The organism is Psychrobacter luti (genome assembly GCF_014192115.1).
In the GTDB taxonomy this organism is placed as follows: Bacteria; Pseudomonadota; Gammaproteobacteria; order Pseudomonadales; family Moraxellaceae; genus Psychrobacter; species Psychrobacter luti.
The window spans coordinates 375,262-390,117 of record NZ_JACHXL010000003.1; the positions used below are offsets into that span (position 1 = coordinate 375,262).

At 41.2% G+C, this 14,856-nt stretch carries 11 protein-coding genes; 5 read left to right on the forward strand and 6 right to left on the reverse strand.

Annotation, left to right across the window (positions count from 1 at the left end):
- Nucleotides 1–188: 188 nt before the first annotated feature.
- Together FHS24_RS08520 and FHS24_RS08525 are read right to left on the reverse strand one after the other, a co-directional pair.
- Nucleotides 189–1,871, reverse strand: a complete 1,683-nt coding sequence (locus tag FHS24_RS08520) for a CYTH and CHAD domain-containing protein (RefSeq protein ID WP_183620653.1) — start codon at nucleotides 1,869–1,871, stop codon at nucleotides 189–191.
- Between the two features lie 270 nt (nucleotides 1,872–2,141).
- Nucleotides 2,142–3,728 (reverse strand): isocitrate lyase, encoded by a 1,587-nt coding sequence (locus tag FHS24_RS08525; RefSeq protein WP_183620655.1) that lies wholly within the window; start codon nucleotides 3,726–3,728, stop codon nucleotides 2,142–2,144.
- A gap of 949 nt (nucleotides 3,729–4,677) precedes the next feature.
- On the opposite strand from FHS24_RS08525, the gene FHS24_RS08530 reads away from it, so the two are divergent.
- Both FHS24_RS08530 and FHS24_RS08535 read left to right on the forward strand, forming a co-directional pair.
- Nucleotides 4,678–5,667: a LysR family transcriptional regulator gene (locus FHS24_RS08530; protein ID WP_183620657.1), complete on the forward strand. Its 990-nt coding sequence runs from the start codon at nucleotides 4,678–4,680 to the stop codon at nucleotides 5,665–5,667.
- Nucleotides 5,668–6,174: 507 nt separating this feature from the next.
- Nucleotides 6,175–7,563, forward strand: a complete 1,389-nt coding sequence (locus tag FHS24_RS08535; RefSeq protein ID WP_183620659.1) for an NAD-dependent succinate-semialdehyde dehydrogenase — start codon at nucleotides 6,175–6,177, stop codon at nucleotides 7,561–7,563.
- A gap of 154 nt (nucleotides 7,564–7,717) precedes the next feature.
- On the opposite strand, the gene purN is transcribed toward FHS24_RS08535, so the two are convergent.
- The gene (gene purN / locus FHS24_RS08540) at nucleotides 7,718–8,419 is read right to left on the reverse strand and encodes a phosphoribosylglycinamide formyltransferase (protein WP_183620661.1); all 702 of its coding nucleotides are present in this window, start codon (nucleotides 8,417–8,419) and stop codon (nucleotides 7,718–7,720) included.
- A complete protein-coding gene (gene purM, locus FHS24_RS08545) occupies nucleotides 8,419–9,468 on the reverse strand; it encodes a phosphoribosylformylglycinamidine cyclo-ligase (protein WP_183620663.1) in 1,050 nt (349 codons plus the stop codon). Before purM ends, purN begins: the two co-directional genes overlap by 1 nt.
- 375 nt (nucleotides 9,469–9,843) lie before the next feature.
- Between purM and FHS24_RS08550 the strand changes: the two genes are divergently transcribed.
- The 3 genes from FHS24_RS08550 (at nucleotide 9,844) to FHS24_RS08560 (ending at nucleotide 12,848) form a co-directional block, all read left to right on the forward strand.
- Entirely contained in the window at nucleotides 9,844–10,950 is a 1,107-nt protein-coding gene (locus FHS24_RS08550) for an AI-2E family transporter (protein ID WP_183620665.1), read from the forward strand.
- A 325-nt stretch (nucleotides 10,951–11,275) separates the two neighbouring features.
- Nucleotides 11,276–12,079: a DnaA regulatory inactivator Hda gene (gene hda / locus FHS24_RS08555; protein WP_183620667.1), complete on the forward strand. Its 804-nt coding sequence runs from the start codon at nucleotides 11,276–11,278 to the stop codon at nucleotides 12,077–12,079.
- A 61-nt stretch (nucleotides 12,080–12,140) separates the two neighbouring features.
- Nucleotides 12,141–12,848, forward strand: a complete 708-nt coding sequence (locus FHS24_RS08560) for a DUF2057 family protein (protein WP_183620669.1) — start codon at nucleotides 12,141–12,143, stop codon at nucleotides 12,846–12,848.
- Between the two features lie 143 nt (nucleotides 12,849–12,991).
- On the opposite strand, the gene FHS24_RS08565 is transcribed toward FHS24_RS08560, so the two are convergent.
- Nucleotides 12,992–13,477: a Dps family protein gene (locus tag FHS24_RS08565; RefSeq protein ID WP_183620671.1), complete on the reverse strand. Its 486-nt coding sequence runs from the start codon at nucleotides 13,475–13,477 to the stop codon at nucleotides 12,992–12,994.
- 372 nt (nucleotides 13,478–13,849) lie between these two features.
- The gene (locus FHS24_RS08570; protein WP_183620674.1) at nucleotides 13,850–14,515 is read right to left on the reverse strand and encodes a YcxB family protein; all 666 of its coding nucleotides are present in this window, start codon (nucleotides 14,513–14,515) and stop codon (nucleotides 13,850–13,852) included.
- Nucleotides 14,516–14,856: the final 341 nt, after the last annotated feature.

Sequence of the window (14,856 nt, forward strand, 5' to 3'; positions counted from 1 at the left end):
ATATAATTAACTAAATTTAGATGTTGATTTTATAGCTTAGTTTAGTTCTCTAATTGAAAAAAACTCTTTAAAAAAGCGTATTTCAAAAAAAGACAGCTCATATAAAATGAGCTGTCTTTTTTATTTTAAGATTTTTTATTTTGGGGATTTATTTATTCTAAGTTTTGTTCATACTGCTATGAGTGTTTTTACTGAAATATCGAGCTGTCTATCACTTTAGCTAAGCGTTTTTCGGTATGCTTATAGTCTATCGCAAGCATTGCCGCAAACCAGCCAGCGCCATATAAGGCATTGATATCAGTCTCTGATTTCAACTGATAGCGCTGTTGATATGTTAGATAATTGCGATATTGATTCAAGGCTGTTTGCGCTTTTACCAAACGTTTGGTTTTCTTTTTTGACTTTTTCTTATCTAATAATGGCGCGGCAAATTCACTGATATAAAGTAAGGTTGTTAACTGGCGATGAAGCTCATGAATGGCTTGCTCTTCATCGTTATCATCTATATCAACGTTTTCTATATCGTCATTTTCTACATCAAGGTTTTTTGAATTGATGCTTCCTGAGTCAATATCTTTTGAACCAACACTTTTTGAATCGTCATTTATTAAGTCATTATTTTCTACAGTGATGCTATCAGATTTATCACTCTTTCTACTCTGTAGAGTCTGCGCCACTTTGCCAAGCTTTGCATACTGTTTGGATAATGTTTTTGCCAGCTTATCGATGACGGGTTTATCAGCTTGCGGTTCAAGGCTTGGGTCGCTCATGGTAAAGGCAATCAGCTCAAGTAAGGTAAGCTGAAAATCATTGGCGCTGACAGCATCCTTTGGGGTCATCTTTAGCGCATCAATGTTTGTTGTCCAATCGACGATAGGTGCGCCTTGCTTTTGCAACTCAGGCTCTATGTGCGAGGCGAGATAGGCAAGCTCTCGGTAGTCATTAATTAAAGCCGCTGTTTGTTTTATTATTGGTAGCCAGTCTGGATTGATCTCATCAGAGTAACTGGCAAATGCTTGTATGGCAGCTTGCAAGCGGGTGATACCAATGTACAGTTGCAGGATATGGTCGTCATCTTCGCTGCCCGCGACGATGGCACTGCTATTTGGCAGTATTTGCAACAGACAGTTATGCACTACTGCGCGTATAAATGCAGGTATGCTGCTGTCTTTGTTGATAGTCAGTTGGTTGAGGTCAGCGCTAACCGCTGGGCTATGATTTTGCTCAGTGATTAACAGACCACCGCGCTCAGCCTTGGTAACTGTAGACAGGCAAAGCTTATAACGCTTACACCATGTTTTGGCTGTGGCAAATAAAAAGTCTATATCGCCTGATATCAGCTCAAACTCAATCTCTTGAATAACATCGCGCTGGCTATCATCATTACCGTGGATAATTTCTCCATAATCATATGCCATTTCGATGTGGTTATTGGCCTCATGATCACTATCATCTAGCAGCAATCGTGTGGTGCGCTTTACATCGGTCAAGTATAACCGAGCAAGATTTTTGGCCAGTTTTTTTAGTTTAAATTCAGCCAAAGCAGGAGCGACAGAGGTGTTTTTATAAATGCTTAAGTCGGGCACAAGCGTATTACTATCGAGCATTGCCTGTACCTGCTCATTATCTAGTGGCGCATTGTGCTCTAAACGTGCCGCAATACCATCACCGCCCGCTTTGATGGTCTGTACCCAAGCATCGCCTTCCTTACGAATACGTAAGCCAATGCCTGCCTGTGCAAGCTGTTGGTCAGGGGTATCATAATAATGGGCCGCCAGTTGCGTTACTTCAGATGATTTGACTTGTGCTTGGCGCAGCAAGCCTTTTAGTCTCGACTCTGGTACCAAAAATTTTAGCTCTATCTCTTGCATGATGGCTCCCGATTATTTTAATAAGTTTTAAGTTATTACCATCGTATGAAAGCTATCGCTGAATAACAAGTAAAACTTTTGTTTTGGTTGGCCGGCTTAAACAATAGGAGGATTGAGTGAATGAATGGCGGTTAATGAAACGATTGCTTAAGTAGTGTTATTATTGCAGGAGATAGGGTTATGTATAGCGCATAAAAAAGCCGCCCTACAAGGTAGGACGGCTTTTCTTAAAACTTTTACTTATAAAATGTACTTATAAGTGGTCAGACATTAGAACTGGTTCATCGTGTTCTTGCCGCCGCCAGCTTTAAGGGCGTTTTCACCAGAGAAGATTTCTTTGTGATCATCGCCAAGGTCAGAACCGGCCATTGCTTGATGCTTAACACAAGCGATGCCTTCACGGATTTCTTTACGTTGTACGCCAGCTGCATAAGCAAGCATACCGTCATCACCGAAATAGCCTTTAGCAAGTTCATGAACGCTAAGAGCAGTAGTGTGATAAGTAGGTAGCGTGATTAAGTGATGGAATACACCTGCTTCACGTGATGCATCACGTTGGAAGTTTCTAGCCGCTTCGTCAGCTGCTGTATCAAGTTCAGTACCATCGTAATCAGCACTCATTAAGTCATCTTTATTGTAGGCAGAGATGTCTTTGCCTTCTTCTTCCCACTGAGCGATGATTTGCTTACGGAAGTTAAGCGTCCAGTTGAACGATGGGCTGTTGTTATAAACAAGCTTGGCTTTTGGCTCTTGCTCTTTAATACGATCAACCATCATTTTGATGTGTGCTACGTCTGGAGTTGGTGTTTCGATCCATAGTAGATCCGCACCGTTTTGCAAAGCAGTTACACAGTCAAGTACAACACGGTCGATGTTCGTTTCTTCACGGAATTGATATAGACCGTTTGGCAGACGAACTGGACGTACTAGTTTGCCGTTGTGCTTAAGCAAGCTGTCATTTTCTTTTGCGTTCTCTAGCGTCACTTCTTCCATCTCGATGAAGTCGATGTACTGAGAAGCAAGGTCGCCTGGCTCATTTGATACTGGGATTTTTTGCGTTAGTGACGCGCCTTCAGAGTCAGTACGAGCAACGATAACACCGTCTTCAACACCCAATTCTAGGAACGCATAACGAATCGCGTTGATTTTTGCGATGTAATCTTCATGCGGTACGGTTACTTTACCAGCTTGGTGACCACACTGCTTAGCATCAGATACTTGGTTCTCAACTTGGATAGCACAAGCACCAGCTTCGATCATTTGCTTGGTTAGCAAGTAAGTTGCTTCTTCGTTACCGAAACCTGCATCGATATCAGCAATGATTGGAACAACGTGTGAATCAAAGTTTTCGATTTTTTCTAGGATAGCTGAAGTGTCTTGACCGGCTTCTTCTGCAGCGTTTAGCTCACGGAAGTAATCGTTTAGTACTTTAGCATCAGCTTGACGTAAGAATGTGTAGATTTCTTCGATTAGCTTAGGTACAGAGGTTTTTTCATGCATAGATTGGTCAGGAAGAGGACCAAACTCAGAACGTAGAGCTGCAACCATCCAACCTGATAGGTATATATAAGTTTTTGACGTCGTACCAAAGTATTTTTTCTTAGCGTACATGGTTTGCTGGGCAACAAAACCATGCCATGCACCTAAAGACTGCGTGTACTGAGACGTATCATTGTCATAGTCTTCCATATCTTGACGCATGATTTTTGCAGTATATTTTGCGATATCTAAACCGGTTTTAAAACGGTTTTGTGACATCATACGTGCCGCATCAGTCTCGCTAATGTTCTGCCAGTTACCGTGCTTTTGCTTTAATTCACGTACTAAATCGATCGCTGATTTATATGCAGTTGACATCTATAGTCTCCTTGGTGGGGTGTAAAAAACGAAAAATTAATTGTCAAAACAATTAAAGATGGGGCAACTAACCTTGTATCTTACTAAATATATATCTTACTGACTTTGTATTTTACTAATACATAAACCTAATTCTTATGGTCACTATATCAAGCTTGTATGACATCAAATATGACAATTTACGTAATATGTTCAATTTAATATCGCTCAAACTAGGTTGCCGTTTAATCATCCAGCCTTACTTACCCTAAACAAACTTGCCTATTAATACAAGGCTATTACTGAACTTGTCAGTTACAGATCATTCAGCTAAAAACGAACGGGTAAAATAGTTGCTGACTATCAAATGACTATAATTAAGTGAAGGTATTTAGCTGATAGTGGTTGAGCGACGATAGCTAAATATATCGATAGTTATTAAAATTTTTATACGCCCAAAAAGCTTCTATATAATAACGTTTAAGCAATTATGGGTTAGCAGTGTCATATTTGGTGATAAGAGATGTTACAATAATCGATGCTGTCTTTAAGACAGGCGATAACACGATAATTTATGATGGCTCATTGTCCATTCAATCGTATTTTGCTATCACAACTCATTTTTTAAAGTGCTGTTATTGTTAAGCGTTTAGACTCACTACATTTAACGCTCAGACCGGATTTTTGTGGTCTTCACTGTATTTGGTCTACGGCAATCACTATAACTGCCTTACCAAGATTTATCTAATTTATGATTATTATCTTGGGTATTTCACTGGCTTATAGTATAGATAAAACAATGGCTTATGCTGGTTAAATTGAGTTATAATAGAGATATGCTAAAAAAAATCAGTGATAAACAGGGTTGTATTATGCTGTTATTGCAGCTTCAGCTAAAATAACAGCGCAAAAAATGCCAAGCTTGCTCAAGCTTATTGTAGTATTTATTCTAAGGCAAAGAGAAAAATATATGAATTTGCAGCGGGTTGATTTGAATTTATTGGTGCATTTAGATGTGCTACTTCGTGAAAAAAACGTCACACGTGCTGCTGAGCAGCTCGGCATTACCCAGCCTGCGATGAGTAATATTTTGCGTCGCCTGCGCAAATTGTTTAATGACCCATTATTGGTACGTTCCTCAGAGGGCATGACACCGACTGAGCGTGCGCTGGAGCTGCAGCCACGGATTCGTGAGATATTGGCAGATTTGACCCAAGTGCTCGAGCCGCGTACTGAGTTTCGACCTTATAGTACCTCGCGCGTTTTCCGTATTATGACCTCAGACTATGCTGAGGCGACTTTGGTGCCAAAGCTTGTTAAAGCACTGCGTTCTGAAGCGCCAAATGTCATTTTGGATTTCTTGACGCCATCTGACGTTTCATACCGAGATATGGAGCAGGGGCGGGTAGATTTGGCAATCAACCGCTTTAACGAGATCCCGCAAAGCTTCCATCAAGTGTTGGTATGGCGTGATACCTTTAGCTGCCTACTGTCTTCTGAAAGTCCTTATGCCCATCGCTTTAATCTCAAAAACTATCTAAAAGCTCAACATGTTTGGGTATCTAAAACTGGTATGGGTGTGGGCTTTGGGGTTAATCCAGAAAAATCTGGCGGCTTAGGTTCTATTGATCAGGCTTTACAGCGTTTAGGTCAAAAGCGTCAAATCAGCGTTTTTACCCGTCATTATCAGATGCCAGCAATGCTTGCCGCTAATAAAGATTTGATTGCGACCTTGCCGACCCGTGTGGCAAAAATGCAGGCTAATAACGACAGTATCATCATGGAAGAGCCACCATTTTTTATACCAGAATTTGAACTGACCATGGCGTGGTCGCCATTATTACAGCACCATCCGGCGCATCGTTGGTTGCGCCAACTTATCATGCATGTGGCTCGCCAAATCGTCGATGATGAAGAGAATCCACCGCAAGAGATACCGATTATTAATCACCTTTTTTAATACGCTAACAATAAAAATAGCGTTTAATAAATGAGTAAAACCAGCCCATACCTTATGTGCTGGTTTTTTTATGCTCATTAGACGCTCAGATTTTATTTATTCGGTTCAAGCTATTTATTTGCAGCAAAATTTTAATGACATTTTTTAATGACACATTCTTAACATCTTACGCACACTTCTTTATAACTTGTAAAACTATGGTCAAATCCTTTTGTTAGGATAGATGTATCTTAAGTAAAAAGATAGGTTTCACAGGCATTGTTAAGGAATACGATATGATTGTTAGCTCCTTTAACTATTATTTTGACTCTTTATCCATCTCAATACAGCTATTTCAATGTGAAGTGGCTTGTTAATTTCTCAATATTGTTATTTATCTAGCATAAAGACTTAGATAGTAGTTATATATAGTAATCATATTGAGTCATTTATTGATAAAACGCTTATTAAAAATAATCTTAATCAATCATTTATTAAATAATAATCAAATAAATAAGGATAATTATCATGGCAGATATTACCACTGTGAACCCAGCGACGGGTAAAGACATTAAAAACTATACTTATATGAGCAGCGATGAAGTCAATAAAATTATCGATGCTTCACATAAAGCATTTTCAGAATGGCGTTTAGTCAGTGCCGATGAGCGTGCCAAAGTGATCAATTCCATTGGCGAGACGCTGATGAAATATAAAGAAGAGCTAGCGAAGCTGATGACCGAGGAGCGCGGTAAGACCTTGGAGGCGAGCTTAGGTGAAGTGGATCTATGTAAAGCGATTTGTGATTTTACCGCTGGTGAAGGAATTGCTGCCCTAGCTGATGATGAGCGCGATATCGAAGGTATCAAAAAAGGTTTAATCAGCTACAATCCTATCGGTATTATCTATGGTATCCAGCCATGGAACTTTCCTGCTTATCAGGTATTTCGCTATACCATTGCTAACTTAATGGCAGGTAATAGCATCTTGCTTAAGCACGCCTCAAACGTGACTGGATCAGGTTTGTTGATTGAAAAAATCATGCATGAGTCTGATTTGCCAAACGATTTATTCCGTACGCTCATCATTAACCATGATCAGTCTGAAAAGGTTATTGAACATGAAAAAGTACGTGGTGTCACCTTGACGGGTAGTGATGTCGCCGGTCGAGTGGTGGCGCAGCAAGCGGCAAAAGTGCTAAAAAAGACCGTTATGGAGCTTGGTTCAAACGATGCCTTTATCGTATTAGAAGATGCGGACTTAGACCTAGCAGCCACTACTTGTGCCCATGCGCGCCTATATAATAATGGTGAAACTTGTATCGCGGCTAAGCGTTTTGTGGTCGTCGATAGTGTTTACGATAGGTTCCGTGATTTGGTTATTGAGAAGTTTAAAGGCTATAAAATCGGCGATCCAATGGACGAATCGACTGACGTAGGTCCGATGTCAAGCAGCAAGCAGCGTGATGAGCTGCATAAACAAGTGCAAGAAAGTGTCAGCAAGGGTGCGACCATTACTTTGGGCGGCGAAGTACCCGATAAGCCGGGTGCCTTTTACCCACCAACAATCTTGGAAAATATCAAACCAGATCAACCCGCTTATAAAGATGAGCTATTTGGTCCTGTTGCGGCGCTTATTCGTGCCAAAGACCAAGACGATGCTTTCCGAATTGCTAATGACAGTCGCTATGGATTGGGCGGTGCTATCTTCTCAAAAGATGAAGAGAAGGCGATTAATTTAGCGCAGCAGCATTTTGACACTGGTATGGTTTATATCAATGGTTATAACTTAGTCAATCCAGGCTTGCCATTTGGTGGCGTGAAGGATTCAGGTTATGGTCGTGAACATGGCGGTTTTGGTATCAAAGAGTTTGTGAATATTAAGGCTGTGCACGTGGTTGGTAAAAAGCCTGTTTAACTATTAAAATGCTTCAACCTTTTAATCTTAAATACCTCGTTATTCCGTAACGAGGTATTTATTTGCAATAAATTACCCATTATTTAAGCGCACAAAAAAAGCAGAACCAATTACGGATTCTGCTTTTTTAAAATATATGAATAAAATTCAAGCTTTAGTCGTTTAGCCATAGCTTTAAAGGTAAAGCGGGTAAATAAGACGATTCAGCATCATTATGCGGATTATTCAGATCAATTATACCGTGAGCAATTAGTAATATCGTCCAAGGTAGCAGTTGATGTTCACCCTGTTGTACGCGTGCTTGTAGGCTATCAGCAGTATCTTTTTGATTGATTTCAAGCAGGGCCTGAGTCAAAACAGCACCGGCATCAAGCTCAGCGGTGACCACATGGATGCTACAGCCATGATGGCGTTCGCCAGCTTGTATGGCACGCTGATGGGTATCAAGACCCTTATAAGCAGGCAATAGAGCAGGATGCAGATTAATCATTGGGGCAGGCGCATTGTCGATAAATGAGCCACTTAGCACGCGCATAAATCCTGCTAAGACAATCAAATCAGGCTGCCAAGCGCTTAGCTGTGCGCTGGCATGGGTTTCAAAATTTTTGATACCCATACGTTTGCCGCTCGCAACGTGAGATAAGATAGCCACTGGAATCGCAGCGTCATTAGCGCGTGTGATGGCATAAGCGTCTTCACGGTTACTGATGACGCCAACAATCTCAATCGGTAGCGCACCAGCTTGCATGGCATTAATCAATACTTGCAGGTTGCTACCACTACCAGATACCAAGACAGCGACGCGTAACGGTTTAGCTGATTTTTTTGCAATACTTTTTAAATTGTCGTCTGGCATTAACGGTACACCACAGCATCCGCTTCACGGCTAACCATTTCACCTAATTTCCATGCCTTTTCACCAGCATCGGTCAAGGTTTGAATAGCAGCATCTGCTTTATCTTTAGGCACCACGATGACGAAACCAACGCCGCAGTTAAAGGTGCGGTACATCTCGCTTTGCTCAATATTACCTTGAGTTTGTAACCAAGTGAATAGCTCTGAAAACTGCCAGCTAGCCGTATCGATACTAGCGGCTAAGTTATCCGGTAGTACGCGTGGCAGGTTATCTGTTAAACCGCCACCAGTAATATGTGACATGGCATGTAAGGCTGAGCTACCAAGGGTGTCTTGTAGCGCTTTAATCGCTTTAACATAAATGCGGGTAGGTGCCATCAACGCGTCTTGAATAGGCTGACCGTCTAATTGCTCATCGCTACTGGTAACATCAATACCGCTGACTTCGATGACTTTACGCACCAATGAGTAACCATTAGAATGCGCGCCACTTGAAGCAAGGGCAATGAGTACATCACCTTCAGCGACGTTTTCGCCAGTGATGACTTCCGCTTCTTCAACGACACCGACACAGAATCCCGCTAGGTCATAATCATCATCTTGATACATACCTGGCATCTCAGCCGTTTCACCGCCGATAAGCGCGCAATTTGATAATTTACAGCCTTCGCCAATACCAGTAACCACCGTCGCTGCTACATCTACATCGAGCTTGCCAGTTGCATAATAATCTAAGAAAAATAATGGCTCCGCACCACAAACCAATAAATCATTAACGCACATGGCGACCAAGTCAATACCGATGGTGTCATGGCGGTTTAGTTGTAGTGCCAGTTTAAGCTTGGTGCCGACACCGTCAGTGCCTGAAACCAATAACGGTGAGGTATAACCAGTCGGAATACGACAAAGCGCCCCAAAACCGCCAAGTCCGCCCACAACCTCAGGACGAGAGGTGGCTTTTGCCACTGATTTAATACGTTGAACCAACGCATCGCCAGCATCAATATCAACGCCAGCATCTTTGTAGCTTAAAGAAGGCTTGTTACTCATGGTCATCTCACAAATTTTATAGGGAATGAAGGTCTGTCAGTAGAAAAGCGGATCGGTCGTGTTAATTTTGCAGATAGTGCGCGCATTATACCCAAAAACGACCCCCTCTCGCAAAGCAACTTACCAATATTTGGCCGATATTTAACGAAGAGTGGTAATAAAGACTGAATAAGGCACAATAAAAATTTAAGAAACAAAAAATGACTGATTTTTTGTTGTACTCTGCGATAATAGAACGCCAAAGTTGTCGGCAAAATTTACTGCCATGACAATGATAAATACCATTATAAATATAAAGCCATCAACTACCTATTTCCGTTAAAAAACCATCGTAAGCTAGCATTTTACATTGACTTAATCGCAGGGTTACCCTTCATGATAAACCAACCACTAGATCCCTTTTTTCGACGACTATTCATCGTCGTTGCTATTGTTGTGGCTGTAGTTTTATTGTATTTAATGATGCCGGTCATCGTACCGTTTATCTTTGCTTTTGTGCTGGCTTATTTATTTAATCCGCTGGTAAAGCGTTTATCAAAATATATTAAACGCTGGATTGCCATTATTATTGTTTATTCTACGATTACTTTAGGAATGGTGTTGCTGCTTTGGTGGTTGATACCGACATTGTGGCATCAGCTGCAAGCGGCATGGGATTATTTGCCAAAGCTTTTAACTTGGTATAATGAGGTGGTACGTGGATGGTTCGCTAGCAATAGTCGCATTCAACTGCCAGAGTTGGAATCCAAAGGTTTCTCTGACACCTTGGTTGAATACATGCAAACCAATTATAAGTTTGAAGATGCCAGTACCATGATGAGCCAAGTATTGGCGTCTAGCATGAACTTTATCAATAATGCGGGCTTGATTGTGCTGGTACCGATTCTAACCTTTTATTTCTTGTTTAATTGGGATCAGCGCCTGCAAACTTGGAAAATGGCGATTCCAGCCCCTTATTGCAAAAAAGTAATCGGAATTGCTCAAGAGTGTGATCGCGCACTGATGGCATTTATTAAAGGTCAGCTGCTAGTGATGGTGCTATTGGGTGCTATTTACGCAGTACAGCTGCAGCTTATCGGACTTGAGCTTGGCTTGATTATCGGTATGGTTGCCGGTGTTGCCAGCTTTGTACCTTATTTGGGCTTTGGCATTGGTTTTATTGCGGCGATTATCGCTTGCCTGTTCCAGTTCGGCTTAAACTGGACGTATTTATCATTAATCGTTGGAGCATTTTTAGTCGGGCAAGCCGCTGAAGGCTATATCTTACAGCCCTTGTTGCTAGGCGATAAAATTGGCCTGTCACCGTTATGGGTTATCTTTGCGGTATTGGCAGGAGCAAGTTTATTGGGCTTCGTTGGTATGCTGATTGCGCTGCCTGTATCCGCTGTTCTAAACGTTTTATTCCGTCATCTATATGCTTATTATCAATCGACTGACTTTTATAAAGGTCGTAAACAATTGGCCTTGTTTGATAAAAAATAAATTCATAAAGAACAGGTTAAGAAAAAATAACTCAGCAAGGAATAAGTATTTTATGGCTCTCATCAAATCAATTTCTTAATAATTTTATAGCGTGATTAGGAGTTGATGATCACTTGTAAAGTAGATAAATGAGGATTGATTGGGCTTAATGGGTAAAAGACTTGTCAGTCATTTTGCAAATATGTTATATATAGGCGCAGTATTAACGGTATTGACCGTTACTAGGTTGGCTTTGATAAACGTAAAAGTTAGCAAAGCCAGTTTAAAGAATATTAGTCGTTTAGCCTTTTTAGTGATTGCGCTACGCAAACCGAGTTGATGATTCATGGCAGAAGCACAGCTAAGTCTCAATCTGGACATTAAGCATGATGCGAGTCTCAGCGACTTTGCCGGTCCGGGTTGGATGTCTATTATCGATGCAGTGCGGCAGCTACATGTCGGCCTGATTGGTCAGCTGTACCTATTTGGCAGCCCTGAGACGGGCAAGTCGCACTTATTATCCGCCGTTTGTGAATCGTTTATAGAGATGGATAAATCAGCGATTTGTCTATCATTAAATGAATTGATTCATACGGATGTCAATGTCCTATCTTCTTTAGAGAACTTTTCCCTGATTGCGATTGATGATTTAGAGGTACTTGAGCAAAGTAGCCAATGGCAAGAGGCTCTATTTCATCTGATTAACCGTAGCCGCGAAGGGCAGCGTCAGCTGTTGTTCGCTTCTAATAAACCGGCGACTGAATTGCCGTTTCAGCTAACAGACTTACTCACCCGTTTGGCGCAATCGCCCAGTTTTAAAGTGCCAAATGGCCATGATTTGGCTGACCGCCAAGCTTTGTTACAGTCTATCCTACGTCGGCGTGGCTGGCAGTTTGATGAGCGTATTATTAATCATTTACTGACCGAAGGACCGCATCGTATCGGCTCTATGATGGAGGTGCTGAACTACATTCAGCCGATGTTCTCCAATCTTGGCCGCAGTAATATATCCAAGGCGGTCATCAGCGATGCGCTGCGCACCATCGATGAGCAGACGCTTGCCGCCGAGCTTGCTGATATCGCGCAGGAGACGCAAGTGGATAATGATATCGCCAACCAAGACCAACATACCATGCCGCTTGATTTTTAATATGAACCGTCACTTTCTTCAAAAAATTTAGAAAACACTTTTACTATTCATGGAATAACTTATGAAAACCAACGCTTCTTTGCTAAAAAAACTGACGATGGGCACACTACTAATCACTGCTGGCTCAGTCTCAATGCTGTCGCATGCGGCAGTGACATTGCTGGTTGATGACCATATCAAAGTAACGGCTATTAATGGACAAGAAATCCAGCAAAGTGCGTTTCAGCCATTAATGAAATCCTTTACACTAGAGCCGGGTCAGCATGCGATTACGGCTAAATATGACCGTCTATACAATTTGACACGTGATGAGCACGATTATTTGCGTTCGGGTAACGTAAGTGTGACGGCAGAACTGATGGACAATCAAACCTACCGTCTCACCATGCCAAATCAGCCAGAAAAATATGTAGTGGCTAAAGAATATGCCAAACGTCCAACGCTTGCGGTGCAACAAAACAACACTGTGGTTGCAAGTCAGCAGGGCGTGGCTGGCAATGAAGGGGGGGTGCTGTCAGGTTTGGGTAAAGCATTAGGCGGCGTGTTTGGTGGTGCTGATGATGCCGAGCTGCAAAACAAACGTGCGATTGCTGCTTTAGATACGCCGGCTGTCAGCACTCAAAGCAATGTAAATACAGGGACAGTGACTACCGTTAAGCAAACGACAAGCGCTGCTTCATCTACCAATACTTTAGATCAGTTTATGCAAATTTGGCTACAAGCAACCCCAGCTGAGCGTGAAAAAATGCGTCAGTGGATTCAGAAGTAAAGTAATTGAGCAATGAGTAGCTATTGGTAAAAGAAGCATAAAAAAAGCACCTAATCTAATTAGGTGCTTTTTTCTTACTTACTATTAATAATGAATCGCTTTAGAGATAGTTATTTTAATGATGAATTATTTTTTAGCAGTTATTAGCCTAAAAAAGCGTTGTACATCCAGATAAGCTTTTCTTGCTGTTGTACATAGTCATCAACTAAGTCGGCTGTACCTTGGTCTTCACTTTCTACTGCCAGTGCCGAAACCTCACGCTGCTCAGCTATAAGCGATTGTAGACCAGTCACCACACCTTTCACACAAGCATTACCGTCTTTCACGTTTTTATCTTCTTGAATGCTAGTATGTTGGCTAAAGTCGCTATAAGCATGAAGCGGCGTGCCACCCAAAGTCAAAATACGTTCAGCGATTACATCAATTTCTACTTGTAAGCTGGTATATAACTCTTCAAATTTTGGATGTAAAGTGAAGAAGTGTTCACCTTTTACGTTCCAATGATAGCCACGCACGTTAATATAAAACATATGGTAGCTTGATAGTAGGCTGTTTAACTTAGCAATCACTTCGCTCATGTCTGATTTTTCTAGACCGATTTGGTTGGTCGCATTATTAGTTTTACTCATAATATTATCCTTATAATTTGAGTGTTCATTTGATAGATTGGTTATTGTTATAGACTTAGTATTCGACATACTCAGCTGAGTATAGGAGCACTAAGTTAAATATAGAAGCCTAAGAGTGTAGCAAGTCATATTCTTCATTGCTATGCTCGTTATCTATCTTCTATACTTTTCATCTCTTCTATACGTTATCTGTTTATGCTTATTATAATAGCAAAGAAACCATGACAAGTTAAATTCAATTAATCTAAGTCTGTAATTTATTTAACTAAACCACGGCGTCTTTATTATTTAGTTTTGGCTATTCAGTCTATATTATACAATTCAAGCTATCCTACAAGGCTAATAAGTCATGCAAACAACCTAGCAGCTGATTTATATTTTTGTAGGAGGTTGCAGATTCTCAGGGTTTAAGCCTTTAGCAGGAATCACTTCTAACAAATGCTGTCGAACCGTATCGATTGGAAACTTCTGTGCTTGTAAGCGTTTCGGAACGATTTGGCTGCCTTGCTGACCTTTCATCTCAAACATCATAAAGATATAGTCATCGGTCTCATCCCAGCTTTTAATCGAAGTCCAAGGAACAACTGCTTGCTGAGTGCTACCGGGACGCATTTGCATGCCACGCATCTGATTGCTATTAAACATGTCAGGCTGATTGACTGGCATTGCCATCACAAGACCATGTTTTTGCACCCCCAATTTCATTTGGCGCATCTCATCGGGCATTTCTTGGTCAGCGACTTGTTTTTCAAACTCTCTTTTGACATACCATTTAAACCCAAGGGTTCGCACCAATAGATAAATAACAACAGACGCTAGCATGAGCCAAAAAATAATGGTCGAGTAACCAGTTAAAAAAACCAGACCAGCAAGGGCTAAAATGACAGTCACTGCCATAATAATCCACTCTTTCATCTTAATGCTCGACAGGCCAAAAGAGGGGCTGGCACTGGCAAATAGCTCATACTGTGCTTGGTGAAATTCAGCCTCGGTTAAGTTTAAGGCGACAGGTTGTAGCGTGTAGGGGTACAGGGCCATAAAGGTTTCTCAGATACTTATATTAAGAGCGTGGGATGAAAAGCGCCAAAGCGAAGCTGCGATGCCGTGCTTGGCTGGCAGTAGAATAAAGATATGCGCTTATCTTACCGAAAACTGCTCTTAAATGAAACATATAAGCGGGTCTGTTGACGGATAGCAGGGTTATTTCTTAGATAGCATCATTATTTATATTAGGGTCAATGATACAACTTGATTCATAAGAGAATTATACGGCTCATATTATTGCTTATTTAATCCGTAAAGCTACCGTAAAAAACAGGCTGGATTTAGGCAAAATATAGCCAAAACATGGTCAAATCTGCTGGGTCTTGGTATGATAG